General features: G+C 75.7%; 19 protein-coding genes and 1 riboswitch. Of the genes, 12 read left to right on the top strand and 7 right to left on the bottom strand.

All coding sequences use genetic code 11. The annotated features are described in order from the left end of the window. Positions 1 to 223 precede the first annotated feature (223 nt). Positions 224 to 400, top strand: a riboswitch (cyclic di-AMP (ydaO/yuaA leader). A gap of 4 nt (positions 401 to 404) precedes the next feature. The 3 genes from ACZ7JZ_RS13105 to ACZ7JZ_RS13095 all read left to right on the top strand — a co-directional run bounded on the left by ACZ7JZ_RS13105 (position 405) and on the right by ACZ7JZ_RS13095 (position 3846). Beyond that, the gene (locus ACZ7JZ_RS13105; protein WP_470937256.1) at positions 405 to 1364 is read left to right on the top strand and encodes a LysM peptidoglycan-binding domain-containing M23 family metallopeptidase; all 960 of its coding nucleotides are present in this window, start codon (positions 405 to 407) and stop codon (positions 1362 to 1364) included. Between the two features lie 214 nt (positions 1365 to 1578). Beyond that, positions 1579 to 2382: an SGNH/GDSL hydrolase family protein gene (locus tag ACZ7JZ_RS13100; protein ID WP_470937253.1), complete on the top strand. Its 804-nt coding sequence runs from the start codon at positions 1579 to 1581 to the stop codon at positions 2380 to 2382. Between the two features lie 258 nt (positions 2383 to 2640). Continuing rightward, the gene (locus tag ACZ7JZ_RS13095) at positions 2641 to 3846 is read left to right on the top strand and encodes an MBL fold metallo-hydrolase (protein WP_470937250.1); all 1206 of its coding nucleotides are present in this window, start codon (positions 2641 to 2643) and stop codon (positions 3844 to 3846) included. 69 nt (positions 3847 to 3915) lie between these two features. On the opposite strand, the gene ACZ7JZ_RS13090 is transcribed toward ACZ7JZ_RS13095, so the two are convergent. Beyond that, positions 3916 to 5328, bottom strand: a complete 1413-nt coding sequence (locus ACZ7JZ_RS13090; protein WP_470937247.1) for an aminopeptidase P family protein — start codon at positions 5326 to 5328, stop codon at positions 3916 to 3918. Between the two features lie 161 nt (positions 5329 to 5489). Here ACZ7JZ_RS13090 and ACZ7JZ_RS13085 point away from each other — a divergent pair, with 161 nt between their 5' ends. After that, positions 5490 to 6473, top strand: coding sequence for a LuxR family transcriptional regulator (locus tag ACZ7JZ_RS13085; RefSeq protein WP_470937244.1), 984 nt, complete (start codon positions 5490 to 5492; stop codon positions 6471 to 6473). A gap of 114 nt (positions 6474 to 6587) precedes the next feature. On the opposite strand, the gene ACZ7JZ_RS13080 is transcribed toward ACZ7JZ_RS13085, so the two are convergent. Both ACZ7JZ_RS13080 and ACZ7JZ_RS13075 read right to left on the bottom strand, forming a co-directional pair. Then, positions 6588 to 7877: a cation:proton antiporter gene (locus tag ACZ7JZ_RS13080; RefSeq protein WP_470937469.1), complete on the bottom strand. Its 1290-nt coding sequence runs from the start codon at positions 7875 to 7877 to the stop codon at positions 6588 to 6590. A 5-nt stretch (positions 7878 to 7882) separates the two neighbouring features. Beyond that, complete coding sequence (locus ACZ7JZ_RS13075) at positions 7883 to 8353, bottom strand: cation:proton antiporter regulatory subunit (RefSeq protein ID WP_470937241.1); 471 nt, start codon at positions 8351 to 8353, stop codon at positions 7883 to 7885. A 351-nt stretch (positions 8354 to 8704) separates the two neighbouring features. Between ACZ7JZ_RS13075 and ACZ7JZ_RS13070 the strand changes: the two genes are divergently transcribed. The 6 genes from ACZ7JZ_RS13070 to ACZ7JZ_RS13045 all read left to right on the top strand — a co-directional run bounded on the left by ACZ7JZ_RS13070 (position 8705) and on the right by ACZ7JZ_RS13045 (position 13263). Further along, positions 8705 to 9748, top strand: a complete 1044-nt coding sequence (locus tag ACZ7JZ_RS13070) for a HAMP domain-containing sensor histidine kinase (protein ID WP_470937466.1) — start codon at positions 8705 to 8707, stop codon at positions 9746 to 9748. Continuing rightward, positions 9748 to 10413 (top strand): response regulator, encoded by a 666-nt coding sequence (locus ACZ7JZ_RS13065; protein WP_470937238.1) that lies wholly within the window; start codon positions 9748 to 9750, stop codon positions 10411 to 10413. The genes ACZ7JZ_RS13070 and ACZ7JZ_RS13065 overlap by 1 nt, the downstream gene beginning before the upstream one ends. 144 nt (positions 10414 to 10557) lie before the next feature. Continuing rightward, complete coding sequence (locus tag ACZ7JZ_RS13060) at positions 10558 to 11013, top strand: hypothetical protein (protein ID WP_470937235.1); 456 nt, start codon at positions 10558 to 10560, stop codon at positions 11011 to 11013. 141 nt (positions 11014 to 11154) lie between these two features. After that, on the top strand, positions 11155 to 12210 hold the full coding sequence (locus ACZ7JZ_RS13055) for an NAD-dependent epimerase/dehydratase family protein (protein WP_470937232.1): 1056 nt from the start codon (positions 11155 to 11157) through the stop codon (positions 12208 to 12210). Between the two features lie 118 nt (positions 12211 to 12328). Beyond that, positions 12329 to 12856: an ATP-binding protein gene (locus ACZ7JZ_RS13050; RefSeq protein WP_470937229.1), complete on the top strand. Its 528-nt coding sequence runs from the start codon at positions 12329 to 12331 to the stop codon at positions 12854 to 12856. Next, positions 12853 to 13263, top strand: a complete 411-nt coding sequence (locus ACZ7JZ_RS13045) for a hypothetical protein (protein ID WP_470937226.1) — start codon at positions 12853 to 12855, stop codon at positions 13261 to 13263. Before ACZ7JZ_RS13050 ends, ACZ7JZ_RS13045 begins: the two co-directional genes overlap by 4 nt. Before the next feature lie 28 nt (positions 13264 to 13291). Here the strand turns inward: ACZ7JZ_RS13045 and ACZ7JZ_RS13040 are convergent, their stop codons facing one another. Then, positions 13292 to 14203 (bottom strand): oxygenase MpaB family protein, encoded by a 912-nt coding sequence (locus tag ACZ7JZ_RS13040; RefSeq protein ID WP_470937223.1) that lies wholly within the window; start codon positions 14201 to 14203, stop codon positions 13292 to 13294. Positions 14204 to 14279: 76 nt separating this feature from the next. Here ACZ7JZ_RS13040 and ACZ7JZ_RS13035 point away from each other — a divergent pair, with 76 nt between their 5' ends. Next, entirely contained in the window at positions 14280 to 14669 is a 390-nt protein-coding gene (locus ACZ7JZ_RS13035) for an STAS domain-containing protein (RefSeq protein WP_470937220.1), read from the top strand. A gap of 41 nt (positions 14670 to 14710) precedes the next feature. On the opposite strand, the gene ACZ7JZ_RS13030 is transcribed toward ACZ7JZ_RS13035, so the two are convergent. Beyond that, the gene (locus ACZ7JZ_RS13030; protein ID WP_470937217.1) at positions 14711 to 16402 is read right to left on the bottom strand and encodes an alpha/beta hydrolase; all 1692 of its coding nucleotides are present in this window, start codon (positions 16400 to 16402) and stop codon (positions 14711 to 14713) included. A gap of 224 nt (positions 16403 to 16626) precedes the next feature. Between ACZ7JZ_RS13030 and ACZ7JZ_RS13025 the strand changes: the two genes are divergently transcribed. Next, positions 16627 to 17928 (top strand): flavin-containing monooxygenase, encoded by a 1302-nt coding sequence (locus tag ACZ7JZ_RS13025; protein WP_470937463.1) that lies wholly within the window; start codon positions 16627 to 16629, stop codon positions 17926 to 17928. 64 nt (positions 17929 to 17992) lie between these two features. Here ACZ7JZ_RS13025 and ACZ7JZ_RS13020 read toward each other — a convergent pair whose 3' ends face one another. Both ACZ7JZ_RS13020 and ACZ7JZ_RS13015 read right to left on the bottom strand, forming a co-directional pair. Then, positions 17993 to 19462, bottom strand: a complete 1470-nt coding sequence (locus ACZ7JZ_RS13020; protein WP_470937214.1) for a tryptophan dimethylallyltransferase family protein — start codon at positions 19460 to 19462, stop codon at positions 17993 to 17995. Between the two features lie 143 nt (positions 19463 to 19605). Further along, a complete protein-coding gene (locus ACZ7JZ_RS13015; protein WP_470937211.1) occupies positions 19606 to 20961 on the bottom strand; it encodes a cytochrome P450 in 1356 nt (451 codons plus the stop codon).

Here is a 20961-nt window from a genome sequence, read left to right as displayed (position 1 = left end):
CGGCGCTCGTGAGCAGAATCATACGGTGACCGTGCGTGGCGGTGGCGGAATGCTTAATTCCCTTGTGGCGACGGCTGTTACACGACTGCAATAGACGGACAGTGACCGGAATTCCGGCGATCATTCAGCCCCCGGAATCCGGTGGTGAATTCACGGCTTGTTCCGCTCGGCCGCACTGGATTACGGTCACCGCCGAGCCGGGTGGAACGCCGAGTCCTGCCGCCACCCGGAAACCGCATCCGAACAATTACGTGCGGCAGGAGCGGGGGAACCAGGTAAGCCGCCGTACCGGAGAACGATCCGGAACGGCTCGGGGTGAAGCCCCGCGGGCGCAGCTCGCGCGGCCGGACATCTCCAGTCCGAACCCGACAGCTCACCTCGCAGGCGACGGAGAGGAATGCGCCATGCCCGGAAAGGGTAAGCACCGCCGTCCCAAGTCCAGCACGATCGCCCGCGGATTCGTCGCGGCCGGCACCGGCGGCGCCGCGCTGGCGCTGCCGCTGATCGGGGCCTCCGGCGCCCAGGCCGCGGAGCAGTCCGCCGCGCCGGCCGCGGTCTCGGCCGCCCCGTCGAAGGCGGCCCCGGCGAAGGCCGCGGCCCCCGCGGCGGACCAGGCCGCCCCTTCCGTCTACACCGTCGTCGCGGGCGACTACCTCTCGAAGATCGCCGAGCGCGAGAACCTCGCGGGCGGCTGGGAGCGGCTGTACGAGGACAACAGGGCCGCCGTCGGCTCCGACCCCTCGATGATCCACCCCGGCCTGGAGCTGACCCTCGGCGGCAAGGCCCCCGCCGCCGCGGCCTCCCAGAAGCGCTCCGAGGCCCGTACGCAGGAGAACCCGGAGAAGAAGGGCTCCTCCGCCCCGCGCGCCTCCCGCTCCGCCGAGCGCGCCGCCGAGGCCGCCCCCAAGGCCGCGGCCCCGAAGGCCGTCGCCCCCGAGGCCGCGCAGGCCCCCTCCGGCGCCGCCTTCTCCGCCCCCGTGGCCGCCTCCGTCACCACCCCCTACCGCCAGGGCGGCGGCATGTGGTCCAGCGGCTACCACACCGGAGTGGACTTCTCCGTGGGTACGGGCACCAGCGTGCGCGCCGTCAGCTCGGGCACCGTGGTCTCGGCCGGCTGGGCCGGCGCGTACGGCAACGAGGTCGTCATCCGCCACACGGACGGCCGCTACTCCCAGTACGCCCACCTGTCCTCGCTGAACGTCTCCGCGGGCCAGAGCGTCTCCGCGGGCACCACCATCGGCCTGTCGGGCTCCACCGGCAACTCCACCGGGCCCCACCTGCACTTCGAGATCCGCACCGGCCCCTCCTACGGCCAGGACATCGACCCCCTCGCCTACCTGCGCGGCAACGGCGTCGGCATCTGACGGCAGCGCGGGCGGCAGCCGCCGCCCGCAGCGCAGTGCGACCCCGGCCGGGGTCCGGAACCGAAGGGTCCCGGACCCCGGCCGCAGCCGTTCCCGCGGCCCGGCTGCGGCGTATTCCGGCATGGCCGAAACTGACCGGGTGGTATAGATCACCCTGCGTCAACCCCTGCCTACGGTCGCGTAGGTCACACCCTTCGGTGAAAGATGTGCTCCCGTGGCAGGCGAATCGACTCTTCAGGCACTCAGCGGATCCGACGCGCGCATCGGCTCGTACGTGGCGCTCGGCGACAGCTTCACCGAGGGCGTGGGCGACCCCGGTCCCGGCGACGCCTTCGTGGGCTGGGCCGACCGCTTCGCCGTACTCCTCGCGGACCGGCGCGAGGAGCACGACTTCCGGTACGCGAACCTCGCCGTCCGGGGCCGGCTCCTCGACCAGATCGTCTCGGAGCAGGTCCCGCGCGCCAAGGAGCTCGCCCCCGACCTGGTCAGCTTCTGCGCGGGCGGCAACGACATCATCCGGCCCGGCAGCGACCCCGACGACGTGGCCGAGCGCTTCGAGGCGGCCGTCGCCGACCTCGCCGGCGCCGTCGGCACCGTCATGATCACCACGGGCTTCGACACCCGCGGCGTACCGGTGCTCAAGCACCTGCGCGGCAAGGTGGCCACGTACTCCGCGCACGTGCGCGCCATCGCCGACCGCTACGACTGCCCCGTACTCGACCTCTGGTCGCTGCGGTCCGTACAGGACCGCCGGGCCTGGGACGACGACCGCCTGCACCTGTCGCCCGAGGGGCACACCCGCGTCGCCCTGCGCGCCGCGCAGGTGCTCGGCCTGCCGGTGCCCGCGGACCCGGACCAGCCCTGGCCCCCGCAGCAGCCCAGGGGGTCGGCGGAGGCCACCCGGGACAACATCCAGTGGGCCCGCGAGTACCTCGTGCCGTGGATCGGGCGGCGCCTGCGCGGGGAGTCCTCCGGCGACCACGTCGAACCCAAGCGCCCCGACCTGCTGCCCCTGTAAGCCCGCGGGCGGAAGGCTCCACGGGCCGCGCGGAAGCGGGCCGCGGGAGGCACCCGGCCGGGCCCGCAGGAATCCCCGGGCCCGGACACGCGTTGGGAGGGGTGGGAGCACCGCTCCCACCGGGACCGCGCGGGCCTATCGTGCCTGTGTGCAGTGCCGGCGGCGACCGCAGCCCCGCGGACCGCGGCCCTGCCGGCCCCGGGGCGCCGGCCGCCCGCCCGGCGCCCGCCCACCCGCCCGACCCCACCAGGAGGCGCCTTGACCGGCTCCGGCTCCGGCTCCAGAGATCTCCGCTCCGAACTGCGCGCCCTGCGCCCCGCCTCCTTCGGCGCGGACCCCTCGGGCGCCCGCATGGAGCGCATCCGCCGCTCCCCGAACTTCGCGGACGGGGTCTTCCAGAACCCGGTCGGGGCCCGGCGCCGCCCCACGGGCTCGACGCTCGAATTCGCCAAGGTCTACTTCCGCCGCGAGGAGCGGGCCCGCCGGGCCCCCCGGGCGGCCATCCCGGTCCACCCCACCACGCTCAAGGACATCTCCCGGCCGCCCGCCACCGGCCTGCGCCTCACCTGGATGGGCCACTCCAGCGTCCTCGCCGAGATCGACGGCCGCCGGGTGCTCTTCGACCCCGTCTGGGGGGAGCGCTGCTCGCCCTTCCCCTTCGCCGGCCCCAAGCGGCTGCACGCCGCACCGGTCCCGCTGGCCGCGCTCGGCCCGGTCGACGCCGTGGTGATCTCCCACGACCACTACGACCACCTCGACCTCCCCACCATCACCGCCCTCGTCGGCACGGACACGGTCTTCGCCGTACCGCTCGGCGTCGGCGCGCACCTGGAGCGCTGGGGGGTCTCCGCGGACCGCATCCGCGAACTGGACTGGAACGAGACCGCCAAGATCGCCGGCCTCTCCCTGACCGCGACCCCGGCCCGCCACTTCTGCGGCCGCGGCCTGCGCAACCAGCAGCACACCCTCTGGGCCTCCTGGGTCGTCGCGGGCGACCGGCACCGGATCTACCACAGCGGGGACACGGGCTACTTCCCCGGCTTCCGCGAGATCGGCGCCGAGCACGGCCCCTTCGACGCCACGATGATCCAGATCGGTGCGTACAGCGAGTTCTGGCCGGACATCCACATGACCCCGGCCGAGGGCGTGCGGGCCCACCTCGACCTCCAGGGCGGGGCCCCGCACGGGGTCCTGCTGCCGATCCACTGGGGCACGTTCAACCTGGCCCCGCACGCCTGGGCGGAGCCGGGCGAGTGGACCCGCGACGCCGCCCAGGAGGCGGGCCAGGCGGTGGCCGTACCCCGCCCCGGCGAGCCCTTCGAACCGGCCGGCACCCTCCCGGCCGACCCCTGGTGGCGCGCGGTCTCCGACCCCATCCCCCGCCCCTGGCGCCGCCCGCAGCCCGTCGACCGCCCGGCGGACGGCACCCGCTTGGGCGAACTGGACCTCGCGGGCGAGCGCTGAGGCCGGGCGGGCACCGACCGGTCGCCGGCGGACCGGCGGGCACCTGGCAGGTGCCCGCCGGTCCGCCGCTCAGCCCGCGACGCGGGCCATCCAGGACTCGACCTCGTCCGCCGAGCGCGGCAGGCCGGCCGAGAGGTTCTCGTGGCCGTCGGCGGTCACCAGCAGGTCGTCCTCGATGCGGACGCCGATGCCGCGCCACTCCTCCGGGACCGTGAGGTCGTCCGGCTGGAAGTACAGGCCGGGCTCGACGGTGAGGACCATGCCCGGCTCCAGAACCCCGTCGACGTACTCCCCGCTGCGCGCCTCGGCGCAGTCGTGGACGTCCAGGCCGAGCATGTGCCCGGTGCCCGCCATGGTGAAGCGGCGCTGGAGGCCGAGCTCGTACGCGCGCTCCGCCGGGCCCTCGATGAAGCCCCATGCGACCAGCTTCTCCGCGAGGTACCGCTGCGCCGCCTCGTGGAAGTCGCGGTACGCGGCCCCCGGCTTCACGGCCGCCATCCCGGCCTCCTGGGCCTCGTACACCGCCTCGTACACGGTGCGCTGGACGGGCGTGAAGGTGCCGTTGACCGGCAGGGTGCGGGTGACGTCGGCCGTGTAGAGGGTGTGCGTCTCCACTCCGGCGTCCAGCAGGAGCAGGTCGCCGGGGCGCACCGGGCCGTCGTTGTCCGTCCAGTGCATGATCGTGGCGTGCTCGCCGGAGGCGCAGATCGAGCCGTAGCCGACGGAGTTGCCCTCCAGCCGGGCGCGCCGGAAGAACGTGCCCTCGACCCAGCGCTCGGAGGTCGCGACCGCCCGCGACAGCTCGCCCACGCAGTCGGTGAACCCGCGCACGGTGGAGTCCACCGCCTTGCGCAGCTCGCCGATCTCCCAGGCGTCCTTGACCAGGCGCAGCCCGCTCAGGGCCTCCTCCAGCTCCGCGTCCCGCTCCTCGTCCGTCGCGACGGCCGCCTCCAGCGCCGGGTCCACGCCCCGCACGATGCGGGTGGGCGCCCCGGGCGCCGCGGCCAGGTCGGCGGCGGCCGTGCGCACGTCGCGGCAGGCCAGCCCGAGCACCCGCTCCGACTCGGCGAGGGAGCGGCGCCGGCCCATCCACAGCTCGGCGGTGTAGCCCACCCAGAACTCGTCGGTGTCCCGGCTGTCGCGCGGCAGCTGGTAGCAGTACGCGTCGTGGCCGCCGTCCGCCCGCGGTTCGAGCACGAGCGCGCAGTCGCGGGCCTGGTCCCCGGTCAGGTGGACGTACCCGGAGTACGGGCGGAAGGGGTACGTGTCGTCGTTCGAGCGGGTCTTCAGGCCGCCGGACGGGACCACCAGCCGCTCGCCCGGGAACAGCGCGGACAGCGCGGCGCGCCGGCGGGCCGCGTAGGGGGCCTGCTCGTCCTCGGGCAGGTCGTGCTGCTCGGTGTCGGCCCAGCCCGTCCTCATGAGGGCGGACAGCTCACCGGAGATCTCCGAGTACAGGCCGTTCTTGCGCGCCTTCGCCACGGCGTGCTCCTTCTTCCCGACGGGTGCGGCCGCCGAGGGGCCTCGGCGCCCCCCGGACCGTACTGCCCGCCGCCGCGCCCCGGTGGTCCCTCCGTGCCAGTGGCACCGATCGGCCACCAGGGCGGTGCGGCGGGGCCCGGACGCCGCCGATAATGCGGTGCATGGCGAACGCGCGACTGGGCGAGGCCCTGCGACTGCTCGGGATCGACCCCGTGGCGGGCCGGGTGTACCTGGCCCTCCTGGAATCGGCCCCCGCCCCGCTGTCCGCGATCGGGGAGGCGGCCGGCCTGGACCCGGCCGCCCTCGCGCGGGCGTACGGGGAGCTGGTCGACGCCGGGCTGGCCAGCGCGGCCGGGGAGGGTGCGGACGTGGTCGCGCCGGTGCCGCCCGCCGCCGGGCTGGAGATCCTCGCCCGGCGCCGGGCCGCGGAGCTGGAGGAGTCCCGGATCACCGTGGGCGGCGCCTTCGACTCCTTCCGCCGCCAGCGCCTGGCGGCGTACAACGACGACCTCGTCGAGGTGGTGACCGGGGACGCCGTCGGCCGCCGGATGCGCCACGCCTGGGCCAGCGCCCGCGAGCAGATCCGGCAGCTGGACTCGCCGCCGTACTTCCCGCTGCCCGGGGCCACCGACGACGCGCTGGCCACCCTCGCCCGCGGGGTCGTCCAGCGGGTCGTCTACTCGAAGGCCTCGCTGGAGGTGCCCGGACAGCTGGAGGGGGCCATCGAGCCGTGCATCGAGGCCGGGGAGCAGGCCCGGGTGGTCCCGGCGGTGCCGGTCAAGCTGGTGGTCATCGACGAGGCGTACGCGATGGTGTCCCTGTCGATCCGCGAGGCGGACGTGCACAACACGATGCTGGTGGTGCAGCCGTGCGGGCTGCTGTCCGCGCTGGTCGCGCTGTTCGAGCAGACCTGGCAGGCGGCGCTGCCGCTGCACGGCGGGGCGGGCCGGCCGGCGGGCCTGCCCGCTGCCGACCGGCGGCTGCTGAGGCTGCTCGCGGGCGGCGCGGGCGACGAGGTCATCGCCCGTGAACTGGGCATCAGCCGCCGGACGTTCTTCCGCCGGCTCCAGATCCTGATGGCCCGCCTCGGCGCCGAGAACCGCTTCCAGATGGCCCTCCAGGCCCAGCGCAGCGGCTGGCTGTAGGGGGGCGCGGGGCCGGGCGGCCGTGAGCGGCCGGGGGAGCCGCGGGCCCTACCCCGGGCGGACGGTGGGAGCCGTCCGCCCGGGGGCGGATTCTCGGCTGCCGGGGTACGGGCCTCAGGAGCGGCCCGCCTGCTCCGGGGCCTGCTGCGCCCCGCCGGCCGGGTCCGGCGCGGCCCCGTCCGTCCCGGCCGCGGGCTCCCCGGGGTGGGCGTGCCGGGCCGGGACGGCCGGGGCCGGGCCCGGGGAGCCGCGGCGGGCGGACACCCAGGCGGCGACTGGCTCGGTGTAGCGGGCGGTGAGCGGGCCGACGACCACGAGGATCAGCACGTACGCGGTCGCGAGCGGGCCCATGTCGGGCTCGATGCCCGCGGTGACGGCGAGCCCGGCAATGACGATGGAGAACTCGCCGCGGGCCACGAGCGTGCCGCCCGCCCGCCAGCGGCCCTTGACGCCGACCCCGGCGCGCTTCGCCGCCCAGTAGCCCGTGGCGATCTTCGTACCGGCCGTGACCACGGCCAGCGCGAGGGCGGGCAGCAGGACGGGCGGGATGCTCGCCGGGTCGGTGTGCAGGCCGAAGAAGACGAAGAACACCGCGGCGAACAGGTCCCGCAGCGGGCTCAGCAGGCTGTGCGTGCCCTCGGCCACCTCGCCCGACAGGGCGATGCCGACCAGGAAGGCGCCGACGGCCGCGGACACCTGGAGCTGCTGGGCGATGCCCGCCACCAGCAGGGTCAGGCCGAGGACCACCAGGAGGAGCTTCTCCGGGTCGTCGCTGGAGACGAAGCGGGAGATGTGCCGGCCGAAGCGGACCGCCACGAACAGCACCGCGCCCGCGACGCCGAGCGCGATGGCCAGGGTCGCGCTGCCCGCGGCCAGGCTCACCCCGGCCAGCAGCGCGGTGATGATCGGCAGGTAGACCGCCATGGCCAGGTCCTCGAGGACCAGGATGGACAGGATGACCGGGGTCTCGCGGTTGCCGACCCGGCCCAGGTCGCCCATGACCTTGGCGATCACCCCCGAGGAGGAGATCCAGGTGACGCCCGCCAGGACCACGGCGGCCACCGGGCCCCAGCCCATCAGCAGCGCGGCGACCGCGCCGGGGACCGCGTTGAGGCCGAGGTCGACCAGCCCGGCCGGGTACTGGGTCTTCAGGTTGGAGACCAGGTCCGAGGCGGTGTACTCCAGGCCCAGCATCAGCAGCAGCAGGATCACGCCGATCTCGGCGCCGATCGCGACGAACTCCTCGCTGGCGGGCAGCGGGAGCAGGCCGCCCGTACCGAAGGCGAGGCCCGCCAGGAGGTAGAGGGGGATGGGGGAGAACTTCAGGCGTCCGGCGACCCGGCCGAGCAGGCCCAGGCCGAGGATGATCGCACCGAACTCGATGAGGAAGAGGGCGGAGTGCACAGGCGTCACTCCCGACCGAGTATCGCGGCGGCCGCGTCGACGCCCTCGCGGGTGCCGATCACGATGAGGGTGTCCCCGCCCGCGAGCCGGAAGTCCGGGGCGGGCGAGGGCCGGGCCTCGGCGCGGCGCAGCACGGCCACGACCGACACGCCGGTCTCGGTGCGCATCCGGGTCTCGCCGAGCACCCGGCCGTTCCAGTACGAGTGCGCCGACAGCTCCAGGCGCTCGGCCACCAGGCCGAGGTCGGTGGTGTGCAGCAGGTTCGGGCTGTGGTGGGCGGGCATCAGCGCGTCGATCAGCGAGGCCGTCTCGGGACCCGTCAGGTGCAGGGACTGGGCGCAGGCATCGGGGTCGTCGGCCCGGTACAGGTTCACCGTGCGCGTGCCGTCGCGGTGCGCGATCACCGACAGGTGGCGGTGCTCGCGGGTGGTGAGGTCGTACTGGACCCCGATGCCGGGCAGTGGTGTGGTGCTCATCCGTGGAGCAGGCACAGCTGTCCCCCCTCGTGTTCGTTCCGTACGTGGTGCCGCGGCGGCGGACGTCGCGTCTCGGGCAGGAGAAGCCGCGCGGCGTGCTCATCCTGCCACCTTCCGGCAGGGTGAAATATGGGTGCAGGCACGGATGGACAGCCGCCTTCGCAGCCGGTCAGGATGGGGTGGGGGAGTCGGCTTCCGCGCAGCTCAGAGCCGGTGGCGCCCCCGGCGGGTGCGGTGGAGCGGAGTGGGCGGCGGGTGGACCGGCAGACGGGGCGGCAGGCGGGGCAGCGGGTGGACCAGCAGGCGGGGGCGCAAGCGGGGGACCGGTCGGAAGGGCGGGTGTCGGTGGTCGTGCGGTCCTTGTCGCTCTCCCTCTCGCTGTACTGGCGGATCTTCCTCCTGAACGCCGGCGTGCTCCTCGTCGCGGTGGCCCTGCTGCTCGGCCCGGTCACGGTCTCCACGCCCGTCCTGTTCGCCGAGGCGCTCGTCCTGCTCGCCGGGCTGGCCGCGATGCTCGTCGTCAACGCGGCCCTGCTGCGGATCGGGCTGGCCCCGCTGGCCCGGCTGAACCGGGCCATGGCCACCGCCGACCTCCTCCAGCCCGGCACCCGGCCCGCCGTCACCGGGGACGGGGAGATCGCCGCCCTCACGAAGACCTTCAACGCCATGCTGGACCGCCTCGAAGCCGAGCGCGCCACCAGCAGCGGCCGGGTCCTCACCGCCCTGGAGGGCGAGCGCCAGCGCATCGCCCGCGAACTCCACGACGAGGTCGGCCAGACCCTCACCGCCGTACTCCTCCAGCTCAAGTACGCCGCCGGCCGCGCCCCCGAGCCCGTACGCGCCGATCTGCTCCAGGCCCAGGAGGCCGCCCGCGACGGGCTCGACGAGATCCGCCGCATCGCCCGCCGGCTGCGCCCCGGGGTCCTGGAGGAACTCGGCCTGCACAGCGCCGTGCGCTCCCTGGCCGCCGAGTTCACCACCCCGCGCCTGGGCGTCACCGCCCACATCACCCCCGGGCTGCCCCCGCTGGACCCGGCCACCGAGCTCGTCGTCTACCGCGTCGCGCAGGAGGGCCTGACCAACGCCGCCCGCCACTCCGGGGCCGGCCGCGTCGAGGTCCACCTCAGACCCCTGCCCGGCGGGGGTACGGGCCTCCTGGTCCGCGACGACGGCCACGGGCTCGGCGGCGCCCCCGAGGGCGCCGGCATCCAGGGGATGCGCGAGCGCGCCCTGCTCATCGGCGCCGGGCTCACCGTCGGCGCCGGACCGCACGGCGGCACGCAGGTCCGGCTCGACATCACGCCCCACGCCGGTACGCCCCCCACCGCCGGCACCACCGGTCCCGTCCGCACCACAAACCCCACCGACCCCACCGACACCGCAGAGGCCACCTGATGACCCAGCCGCCGGCCGGGCCCGCGCGCATCCTGCTCGCCGACGACCACACCCTCGTGCGCCGCGGCGTGCGCCTCATCCTCGACGCCGAGCCCGACCTGACGGTGGTCGCGGAGGCCGCCGACGGGGCCGAGGCGGTGGCCCTGGCCCGCAGCCAGGAGCCCGACCTCGCGGTCCTCGACATCGCGATGCCCCGGCGGACCGGCCTCCAGGCCGCCCGCGAACTGGCCCGGATCCGCCCCGACCTGCGGATCCTCATGCTCACCATGTACGACAACGAGCAGTACTTCTTCGAGGCCCTGCGGGCCGGGGCCTCCGGATACGTCCTCAAATCCGTCGCCGACCGCGACCTCGTGGAGGCCTGCCGCGCCGCCCTGCGCGACGAGCCCTTCATCTACCCCGGCGCGGAGACCGCCCTCATCCGCAGCTACCTCGACCGGGCCCGCAACGGCGGCCCGCTGCCGGAGCGGGCCATCACCGAGCGCGAGGAGGAGATCCTCAAGCTGGTCGCCGAGGGGCACAGCTCCAAGGAGATCGGCGACCTCCTCGTCATCAGCCCCAAGACCGTGGAGCGCCACCGCGCCAACCTCCTCCAGAAGCTCGGCCTGCGCGACCGCCTCGAACTCACCCGGTACGCCATCCGCGCCGGCCTGATCGAGCCGTAGGCCCTCAGACGGCCGGCAGCCGGCACCCGGCCGCCCCGGGGGAGGCGGATCCGGCCGCCCGGCACCCCGGGCTTTGTGCACTCGGCGCCCGCGTCGGGCACAGTGTGCGGAAACGAGGTGCGGCACGGGGGGGTAAGGCGCGGTATGGAACCGTTCGAGAAGGGCCGGCGGGCGCGCGGGGCGGGGCGGCCCGCAGCCCTCGTATGGGTCCCCGTCCGGACCGGCCGGCGCCGCCGGCCCGTACCCGTACCCGCCGCGACCTCCTCCGTCTGGGCCCTGATCGCGGCCGCGGCCCTGCTCGTCGTCACCGTCTTCAACTTCCTCGGCCACCAGGACGGCGGCGCCACCGCCGACCTGGTCGCGCTCTCCCTGGTCGTCGCCGTCATCAGCGGCGGGGCCCGGCTCGCGGCCGCACCGGGCAGCGCCGTGCTGTGCTGGGCGGTCCTCAACGCCTTCGCGACCCCGCCCATGGGCCGGATCACCTGGGCCGCCCCCTACGACCTCTCCCGCATCGCCTGCCTCCTCGCCGCAGCCGCCCTCGGCACGGCGACCGCCCGCCTCCTGCACGCCCGGACCTCCTACCGGCGGCTCTCCCCCTGACGGCCCCGGGCACCGCCCCCGGTCCCGGGGCCCTGCGTACGCCCGGGGCCGCGGGGTAGGCGCGGGGGGCTCCGGCGGGCTGCCGCCGGAGGAGCGGGGCGGCGCCTGCGGGCGGGGGCGGCGCCCGTGAGGAGGCGCACCATGGGGCGAACGGGCGTGAAGGTCGTGGTGACCGGCGCCACCGGGAACACCGGCACCAGCCTGGTGGCCCGCCTGGCCCGCGAGGAGGGCGTCGCGGAGGTCCTCGGGCTGGCCCGGCGGCTGCCGCAGTGGCGGCCCCCCGGGGTCCGCTGGGCCCGGGCCGACGTGGCACCCGGCCACGGCGGCCTCGCCGCGCACTTCGAGGGCGCGGCGGCCGTGGTCCACCTGGCCTGGCAGTTCCAGCCGGCCCGCGATCCCGTGGAGACCTGGCGCACCAACGTGCTCGGGTCCGTGCGGGTCTTCGAGGCCGCCGCGGAGGCCGGCGTAGGGGCCCTCGTCCACGCCTCGTCCGTGGGCGCGTACTCCCCGGGGCCGCAGGACGGCCGGCCCGTCGACGAGTCCTGGCCCACGCACGGCTGGCCGGGCGCCGCGTACACCCGCGAGAAGGCGTACCTGGAGCGCTACCTCGACGGGTTCCAGCACGCCCACCCCGGGATGCGGGTGGTGCGGATGCGCCCCGCCTTCCTGTTCAAGGAGGCCTCCGCGCCCGAGCAGGGAAGGATCTTCGGCGGCCGGCTGCTGCCGGTGCGGCTGCTGCGGCCCGGCCTGCTGCCGCTGGTCCCCGACCTCCCCGGGCTGCGCTTCCAGGCCGTGCACACCGAGGACGCGGCCGAGGCGTACGCCGCAGCGGTGCTCCGGCCGGTGCACGGCCCCTTCAACCTCGCCGCCGACCCCGTCATCGACCCCGCCGCCCTGGCCCGGCTGCTGGAGGCGCGCCCCCTGCGGCTGCCCGCGGCGCCGGTACGGGCCGCAGCGGCCGCCGCGTGGCGGCTGCACCTCGTACCCGCCGACCCGGGACTGCTGGACGCCGTACTGCGGCTGCCGCTGCTCGACGCCTCCCGGGCCCGGCAGGAGCTCGGCTGGCGCCCGCGCCACACGGCCGAGGAGGCCGTCGCCGCCCTGCTGCGCGGGCTGCGCGAGGGGACGGGGCTGGCCACGCCGCCGCTGCGCACGCGCCGCACCCCGGCCCCGGGGCGGGGTGCGGCCGCCGCCTGAGGTACGGCAGTGGTTTCGGGGGTCCGCGGCGGGGACAGACGCACTGTGCGGGACGCGGGATACGGGACAGGGCACGGGATGCGGAATCCCGGCTGCAGGTGAGAGGAGGCGGCGGTGTATGCGGTCACCGGCGGAGAGCGGCCCCACGTGTGCGCAGGCCCGCGCCTCCGCCCGGGCGGTCCTGGCCGCCCGCGGCGTCGCGGGGCAGGAGGCGGACGACGTGCTCCTGCTGGTCACGGAGCTGGTCTCCAACGCGCGGCGGCACGCGGGCGGGGTCACGGCCCTGCGCATCTCGTGCGGCTCCGGGCGGGCCGTGGTCGAGGTGTCCGACGCCCGGCAGGACCTCCCGCACAGCCGGCCGACCCCGGCGGGGGTGCCCGGCCGGTTCGGCTGGGTTGTGGTCCACCGGATCGCCGAGCGGGTGACCGTGCGGACCGGGCCGGCCGGAAAGACGATCACGGCGGTGGTCGCCGTGCACACCGGCGACGGCCTGAGGAACGCGTCTCCCGCGGGCGCAGGCGGGCGGGGCGTGCGCGCGTACGCGAACGGACAGCGTGAAGCACGCGAAGAGGACCGGAGCGGGCACGTCTACGGGAACGGGCACGGTCAGGCATTCGGACGAGAACGGGACGCGGGGCGCCGATGAGGGACACCGAGGTCAAACTGAGGGCCATCGCCGCGATCACGGCGGCCAGGGCCGGAGCCGAGGACGACCTCGTGTCGGACCTCCTGGGGGAGACCATCCCCACGCGCTTCCTCGTACCCGCCGGGGCCACCCCCGCCGAGGTGGGGTGCGCGGTACTGGAACAGCTCTCCGAGTCCCTGAGCGCGCTGGTCAACGGCTTCCTCATGGCCTTCGACGCGCTGGCCGACGCCCACGACGAGGGGGATCCGCCGGAGAGCGCCGCGGAGATCCTCCAGCAGCTCGCCCTCGCCCTCGCACAGGACGACCCGGCCGGACCGGACCCGGACGACGACTGGCCCGAGGGGCTGTGGCCCCCGGACGGCGGGGCGCCCGACGGCGGCGCCGGGGAGGGCACCGCCCGGGGCTGAACCCCGCCGCCGGCCCTCCCGAACCGCGCTACCCGGTCGGTGTGTTGAGCGACCCGGGCGGGGGCGGCGGCGGGGGCGGAAGGATCCAGCGCAGGCCCCGGGTCACGGCGTGCCCGCCGAGGCGCGCGGCCGGCGACGGGACCCGCGCGACGGAGGCCGGGGCCGCGGCGGCCACCGCCGGACCGGCCCACGGCGGCAGCAACTCCAGTGCGGCCGCGGCCAGGAGCGCGTACGGCATCCGGACGGGACCGGGCAGCGGCGGGTCCGACAGCAGGAAGCGCGCGGTGTCCCGGGAGGCGGGCGTGACCCGCAGCGAGGGCCGGAACGCGGCCATGCGCAGGGCGAGTTCGCGCTCGCTCTCCGGCGGCCGGTCCGCGCCGAGGGCCCGGGCCACCCGCGCCGCGTCCGCGAGGTACGCGTCCCGGCCCGCGGCGTCCAACGGCCGCCTGCCGTAGCGCTGGTGGGCCTCCAGGAAGCAGTACGCCTCGGCCGCGTGCACCCAGGACAGCAGCTCGGGGTCGTCGGCTCTGTACGGCACGCCCTCCGGGGTCCTGCCCCGGATCCGCGCGTGCACCCCGCGGACCTGAGCCACCGCGGCCTCCGCGTCCGCGCTCGTACCGAAGGTGGTGACCGCGAGGAAGGTGCTGGTCCGCTGGAGGCGGCCCCACGGGTCGCCGCGGTAGCCCGAGTGGCCGGCCACCGCCGCCATCGCGACCGGGTGCAGCGACTGGAGCAGCAGCGCGGCCAGACCGCCCACGAACATCGACGCGTCCCCGTGCACCTGCCGCACCGGCCGGCCCGGCGGGAACCACCGCGCCCCCGGCGTCGTGTGGATCCGCCGCCTGGTGGCCGCGCCGTCGGGCCCGGCCACGCGCAGGAAGACCGCGTCGCCCGCGCGCCGCCGCAGCCCCGCCGCGGGAGTCGTCGTACGAACTGCCATGCGGCCAGTATGCGCCCGGCAGGACGGTTGGCGGACCCCTCCGGGGGCAGGCGCCCCGGGTACGAGGAGGTGCGTCATGGACGCCCAAGGGACCAGCGGAGGGACCAGCGCAGCCGGCACAGGGACCGGCCGGGGCGGTACGGGCGGGGGCGGCGGGCCCCGCTACCGGCGGGTCTGTGTGCTGCCCGTCCGGGGCGAGATGGACCGCGACCACGCCGGGGAGCTGCGCGCGGCACTCGCCGCGGCCCTGGAGCGGACCCCCGAGGGCGCCGACCTCGTCGTCGACCTGGGCCGCTCCTCCTTCTGCGACTCCGCGGGCCTCGGCGTCCTCCTGGAGGCCCGCCGCAGGGGCGCGGAGTCCGGGCACGCCGTACGGCTCGCACGCCCGAGCCACCAGCAGCTGCGCCTGCTCGAACTCACCGACACCCGCTCGCTGTTCCCGCTGGACGGTGCGCTGCCCGGCTGACCGCCGGACCGCGCACCGCCCCTGGTCGGGGTCAGTCGCGGTCAGCGGGCCCTGGCAGCCGCAGCCGGGGCGGCCGGAGCCGGCGCCGGGGCCGGGAAGGCCTCGGCGTCCGGCCGCAGGACCTGTCCGGGCTTCGGGACGGTCCCGTCCACCAGGTACGCGGTCACCACGGCGTTGAGCGCCTTGCTGCGGCCCACCGCGCAGTGCTCGATCATGTCCACCGTCACCAGCACCGAATCGGCGAGCTGGCGGTCCATGTTCTGCGAGAACCGGTACTGCGTGGCCGGGTCGAAGGTGTTGCCGATGACCAGCACCGGCTTGGCGGTCCGCTTGTTCCACGGCCCCTCGTACCGCTCCGCGTCCCGGGCGGGCACGGGCCAGGTCGAGCACGGCGGCGCATCGAAGGCCTGGTAGCGGCCGAAGGTCGGGGCCTGCCGCTCCCAGCTGCGCGCCAGGTGCGCGAAGACCCGCGGGTTCGCCGGGTACGGCTTGTCCTGGCAGTTCACGCCGTAGTACGAGTCGTCCGCCGTGTACGGGGAGTCCGCCGGGGCCTCCCGCAGGGCGTGCGGGGCGGGTACGGCGAGTCGGGCCGCCGCGCCCGCCGGGGCCGTGCCGGGTCCGGCGGTCCGCGCACCCTGCCGGGCCGCGACCACCTGGTGCAGGGCCTGGAGGGCCTGGGCCAGCGGGACCAGCCGGCTCTGCGCGTACAGGGAGCTCGCGACCTGCCCGGTGAAGGTGCTCAGGGTGACGGCCGTGCCGTCGGGCAGGGTGACCGGGCCGGTGCGCAGCCGCTCGCGCAGCGCGTCGAACTTGGCGCGGGGGTCGCCGCCGGCGAAGGCGCAGCGGGCCTCCCCGGCGGCCTTGCAGCGCGTGAGGAACTCGCCGAGGGCGAGTTCGAAGCCGCCGGTGGCGCGCTGGCGGTCGTACTCGACGCCGTTGTGCAGCCGCAGGTTCGGGTCGACGTTCCCGTCGAGGACGAGGGCGCGGACCCGGCCGGGGTACATGTTGGCGTAGGTGGCGCCGATCAGGGTGCCGTACGAGAAGCCGGCGAAGCTGAGCGCGGAGTCCCCGACGGCCCGGCGCATCCGGTCCAGGTCGCGCACCACGTTCATGGTCGACATGTGCCGCAGCAGCGGACCGGCGTTGCGGGCGCACGCGCCGGTGTAGTCGCGGGCGGCGCCGAGGGTGTCGTCGACCTCGGTGCGGGTGACGGGCACGAGGGTCGCGCGGCCGAAGACGGCCTCCGCCTCCTCGTTGGTCGTGAAGCAGCGCAGCGGGTTGCTGCGGGCCACGCCGCGCGGATCGAAGCCGACGAGGTCGAAGCGCTCCTGCACGCGGGGTTCGAAGCGGGCGGTGGTGGCCCACAGGTAGCCGCTGCCGCCGGGGCCGCCGGGGTTGAGGAAGAGCGAGCCGATGCGCTTGGCCGGGTCGCCGGCCCGCCGCCGCATCATGGCGATGCCGATGGTCTCGCCGCGGGGTTCCGCGTAGTCCAGGGGGACCTGGTAGACGGCGCAGTCGTAGATCTTGGGGTCGGGCCGGGTCGGGTCCGGATTGCAGGGCTTCCAGTCCACCGGGTCCACCCTGCCCTCGGCGGCGGAGCCCGCGGGGGCCGCCGCTCCGGTTCCGGTCGGTGACGTCGGTAACGGGGGAGCGGCCGAGGCCGAGACGGCGGTGCCGGAGACGAGGACGAGCGCCGTGGTGAGCGCTGTCGCCAGGGCAGGTATGCGGGACAAGGGGACCATTACCTCCTTCGGCTGATCAAACGCGGTCAGCATGGCAGCAGTTGAAGAGGGGGTAAAGATCGGATATCGGGCCTTGAGGGGGCCTTTTCGGTCGCTTCCGGTCCGGTTCCGTGTGACGCACGTGACCCCCGTGGCCGGTATGCGGGCAGGGGCCGCGGGGAAGTCGAACAGGGTTCAGAATCGCGGAGTCCGGATGTGCAGGAGGAACCTTGAGCGTGTGCGTGATCGGTGCAGGGCTGTCAGGACTGGCGGTCGCACACGCGCTGTCGGCCGCCGGCATCCCGTACACCTGCCTGGAGCGGTCCGCCGGCGTGGGCGGGATCTGGCGGCGCTCGGACGCCGGAGAGCCGGGTCCCGGGTACCTCTCCCTGCACCTGAACACCGCGAAGAAGCTCACGGAGTTCGAGGGCTTCCCGATGCCGGAGGACTTCCCGCACTACCCCCGGCACGGGCAGTTCGCCTCCTACCTGAGCGCGTTCGCCGACTGGGCGGGGGTGCGGGAGCACGTCGAGTGCGGAACGGACGTGGTCTCCGTACGCCGCGACGCCGGATCCGAGGAGCCCTGGCGGGTGGAAACCCGGCACGCGGACGGCCGACTGACGGTACGCCGCTTCGAGCACGTCGTCGTCGCCTCCGGACACAACTCCGTACCCTCGATGCCCAAGGCCGCCCCGCCGGGAGCGGACTCCTTCCGCGGCCGGATCCTGCACTCCCTCGACTACCGCGACGGCGCCGAGTTCGCCGGGCAGCGCGTGGTCGTGGTCGGACTCGGGCCCTCGGGCGTGGACATCGCCTCCGACCTGTCCCGGCACGCCCGGCGCACCGTGCTCTCCGCGCGCCGCGGCCGCCACATCGTCCCCAAGCAGCTGTACGGCATGTCGGTCGACCAGATCGCCGAGGAGCCCTGGTTCACCGCCATGTCGCTGCCCGAGCAGATCGGGTTCGTGGACGAGGCCCTCCGGGCGGCCCGCGGCCGGCTCTCCGACTACGGGCTGCCCGAACCCGACCAGCCGATCTTCTCCGCCCCCGTGACGGTCTCCGACGAGCTGCTCAGCCGGATCCGGCACGGCGCGGTCGTCCCCCGGCCGGGGATCGACCACCTCGACGGGGCGCGGGCCGTCTTCACCGACGGCAGCTCCGAGGAGGCCGACGCGATCGTCTACTGCACCGGCTACCGGCTGGACTTCCCGTTCCTGCCGCCCGGGTGCCCGGTGGGGACCCGGGGGGCGGTCGAGCTGTACCGGAGGGTCGTGTCCCCGGACCTGCCCGGCCTGTACTTCGCCGGGCTGGTCCGCCCGATGGGTGCGATCACCCGGCTCGTGGAGGGCCAGGCCCGCTGGATCGCCGCGCTCATCGGGGGCTCGGCCGCGCTGCCGTCCGCGGAGGCGATGCGGCAGGAGATCGACGCCCGGCTGGAGGTGACCGCGGCCCGGTACGGCACGGCCGAGGGCGAGACCGGCATCCGCGCGGACGTCGGCCCGTACCAGCGGGAACTGCGGGAGCTGGTCGGCGGGTAGGCCGGTCCGAGCGGTGCCGGCGGTGCCGGCGGTCCCTGCGGCCCCGGGGTGCCGCGGTCCCGGGTTACCGGGCGGGGGCCTTCGGGCGGGCGGCGCCCTTCGGCCGGGGCGCGGGCTTCGCGGGGGCGGGGGGTTTCCCGGCCGCCTCCGCCGGGCTCCGCCCCGCTCCGGCCGGCGCGCGGACCCCGTAGGCCTCCGAGGAGACGTACGCCGTCACGCGCGGCGCGGAGCCCTCCTGCCGGGCCAGCGCCAGGTAGGCGATCAGGCCCACGCCCTCCTCGGGGCGGCGGGCGGTGACCGCGGACAGGGCGCGGGCGAGCGGCGCCGGGTCGGCGCCGTGCCGGTGCAGCAGGGTCCGGGCCCGGCCGAGCACCTCGCCGTCGTCGCGGGCGTAGTCCCGGACGGGGATGTGCAGGGTGAACCCGGTGGGCCGGCCGGCCGCGGGGTCCGTCAGCGCGTGGCAGGTGAGCGCGGGCCGCCGGTCGAGGGGCCGGTCGCCGGACCCGTCCGGGCCGGGGGCCGGGTACCCGGCGGCGGTACGGAAGAACTCGGCGGTCTCGGCCGTCTCGGCGGTGACGGAGCCTGCGCTGCCCTCGGAGCCGGCTGCGGTGCCGGTCCGGGACAGGGCGCCGGCCTCCGCGGGGGACAGGCCCGGGTGCCGGACGTAGACCTTCACCCGCGGTTCGGCCCAGTCGCCGAGGTCCAGGGCGAGGAAGGGGTGCCCGGCGGCGACCGGGAGGGTCTCGTACGCCGGCCCGTGGCCGAGCCTGTGCAGGGCTTCGCGGACCGTCTGGTTGCCGCGGTCCGCACCCCGGGCGGACGGGTTCAGGTACACCTTCACCCGCGGCGGGCCGCCGGGGCGCAGCTCCAGCGCGCACCACAGGGCGAACGGGCCCCGCGGGTCGGCGGGGAGGAAGAGGTCGGTGAGCTCGTCGAGGGTGCCGGTGGAGAACTCCCAGCGCCGGGCGAGGAGGCGGACGAAGTCGAGCCCGGCCCGGCCGCGGGCGGCGAGCCCGCCGGCGCCTGCGCCGGGCTCCAGCAGCACCCGCAGGGAGGGGGCCGCACCGGGGGTGAAGGAGAGGGAGTACTCCACCGGTGTGTGGTCGTCGGAGAGGAAGGTCCGCGAGGGCGGCGGCAGGCGCCGGGGCCTGCGGGCGGCCGGGCCCAGTCCGGCCAGCAGGACCGCGGCGTACGTGCGGGCCTCGGTCGGATCGAGTCCGCAGACCTCGCCCAGCCGTATCAACTGCCCTGCCGTGTACCGGCCGAGGGTGTCGCCGGACTGCCGGGGTATCCCGGCGAGGGCGCCCGCGAAGACCGCGGCGGGTCCGGACCGGGCCGTCCGCACCCCGGGCGGGAAGGCGCGGAGGGCCGCCGGCCTGCGCAGGGCCGGGCCGGACGGCTGCGGGCCCGCCGGCTGCGGCGGGTCCTGTGACGGAGACGCCGACAGCGACTGCGACGGTGACGGCGACTGGTGCGGGCCGGTGGTGCGGGCCGGTCTCCAGCCCGGTTCGGTCTCCCCGGGTAGCTGGTCCACAAGAACTCCCTTGACGTAGAGGTCAGTCGGGCATTGCGGTGATCACTCCCCCGTGGCGCGGAACCGTATGCGGAACCGATGCGGAATGCCGTGGGGCGGGCCCGGTCCCGGCCCGCCCCCATCCGCATCCCCGCGGCGGGCGGCTACTTCGTGAGCCACCTCAGGAACTGGCTCCAGCGGCCGGCGCGTTCGGCGGTCGGCTCCGGCCCGGCGGCGGACCCGGCAGTCCCCACGTGGCCCGCGCCGGCCGGCTGGGCCGCCCGTACGGCCGAGCCCGGCAGCGGGGTGTAGCGGGCCGGGAGCGCGGCGAGCGCCCGGTTGAAGGGGCCGGGCCGCCAGACCAGGCTGTCCTCGGGCACGGCGAGCTCCACGTCCGGCAGCCGGTTCAGCAGCCGCTCGATCGCGGTGACGGTGATCTGCCGGGCCGGCTCCTTCGACGGGCAGCCGTGCGGTCCCGCGCTCCAGGCCAGGTGGGAGCGGTTGGTGCCGGTCTGCCGCGATTCGGCCCGCGCGGGACCGGTGTTGGCCGCGGCGAAGCTGACCAGCATCAGGTCCCCGGCCCGCAGCTGCTGCCCCGCGAACTCCATGTCGGAGGCCGGGTAGTGGGGCGCGTAGTTCGCCATGGGCGGGTTGTCCCAGAGCGTGTCGTCGAGGGCCTCGTCGATCAGCCCGCCGCCGTCGGCGTACCGGTCGTCGGTCAGCAGCCGGTGCAGGGTGTTGCCGATCAGGTTGCGCAGCGGCTCCGCCCCCGCCCCCAGGAGCAGCGACAGCTGGTGCACCATCTCCTCGTCCGTGAGCCGCGCCTCGTGCTGCATCAGCCACGAGGTGACGTCGTCCCCGGGCCGGGCCCGCTTGAGCGCGATCAGCTCCCCGACGGCCCGGAACAGCACCTCGGTGGCCTTCTCGGCGTTCACGCCGTCGAACATCCCGGAGATCCCGAACAGCACCCGGTCGCCGATGTCGGCGGGGCAGCCGAAGAGCTGGTTGAAGACGAACAGCGGCAGCTGCTTGGCGTAGTCGCCCAGCAGGTCGGCCGAACCCCGCGCGGCGAACTGCGCGATGAGGTAGTCGGCGATCTGCTCGGTGCTCCGGCTCAGCCGGTGCACGTCCACGCGCGCCATGCTGTCCGTAATCGCCTGACGCAGCCTCAAATGCTCCGCGCCGTCACTGAAGAGGCAGTTCGGGCGGTACGCGAGCAGGGGTGCTACCGGGCTGTCCGGGGGCACCAGGCCCTCGTTGAAGTCCCGCCAGCGCCGCGCGTCCTTGCGGAAGGACCCGTTGTCCTGGAGCAGGTTCAGCGCGGTCGGGTAGTCGGTGACCAGGGTGGCGGCCACGCCCGGGGCGAGCTCCACCGGTGCGGCCGGTCCGAACTGCCGCAGGTACGCGTAGTACGCCTGCGGGTCGGCCGCGAACTCCGCTCCGTACAGCGGGACGCGCCCGCCCGGGACATGGGCGGGGCATCCCGGCGGGGGGACCGGAGCGGTGGTCTGATGGTCCAT

The organism is Streptomyces sp. NPDC038213 (genome assembly GCF_055600495.1).
The sequence above is the reverse complement of the archived record's forward strand: the minus strand, read 5'-3'. Positions and strand labels throughout refer to the sequence as shown.

Bases quoted from the DNA above. Each gene is read 5' to 3' on its own strand.
- ACZ7JZ_RS13105 (WP_470937256.1), top strand. From the start codon at position 405: ATGCCCGGAAAGGGTAAGCACCGCCGTCCCAAGTCCAGCACGATCGCC.
- ACZ7JZ_RS13085 (WP_470937244.1), top strand. From the start codon at position 5,490: ATGGCGAACGCGCGACTGGGCGAGGCCCTGCGACTGCTCGGGATCGAC.
- ACZ7JZ_RS13075 (WP_470937241.1), bottom strand. From the start codon at position 8,353: ATGAGCACCACACCACTGCCCGGCATCGGGGTCCAGTACGACCTCACC.
- ACZ7JZ_RS13065 (WP_470937238.1), top strand. From the start codon at position 9,748: ATGACCCAGCCGCCGGCCGGGCCCGCGCGCATCCTGCTCGCCGACGAC.
- ACZ7JZ_RS13060 (WP_470937235.1), top strand. From the start codon at position 10,558: ATGGAACCGTTCGAGAAGGGCCGGCGGGCGCGCGGGGCGGGGCGGCCC.
- ACZ7JZ_RS13055 (WP_470937232.1), top strand. From the start codon at position 11,155: ATGGGGCGAACGGGCGTGAAGGTCGTGGTGACCGGCGCCACCGGGAAC.
- ACZ7JZ_RS13050 (WP_470937229.1), top strand. From the start codon at position 12,329: ATGCGGTCACCGGCGGAGAGCGGCCCCACGTGTGCGCAGGCCCGCGCC.
- ACZ7JZ_RS13045 (WP_470937226.1), top strand. From the start codon at position 12,853: ATGAGGGACACCGAGGTCAAACTGAGGGCCATCGCCGCGATCACGGCG.
- ACZ7JZ_RS13040 (WP_470937223.1), bottom strand. From the start codon at position 14,203: ATGGCAGTTCGTACGACGACTCCCGCGGCGGGGCTGCGGCGGCGCGCG.
- ACZ7JZ_RS13035 (WP_470937220.1), top strand. From the start codon at position 14,280: ATGGACGCCCAAGGGACCAGCGGAGGGACCAGCGCAGCCGGCACAGGG.
- ACZ7JZ_RS13015 (WP_470937211.1), bottom strand. From the start codon at position 20,961: ATGGACCATCAGACCACCGCTCCGGTCCCCCCGCCGGGATGCCCCGCC.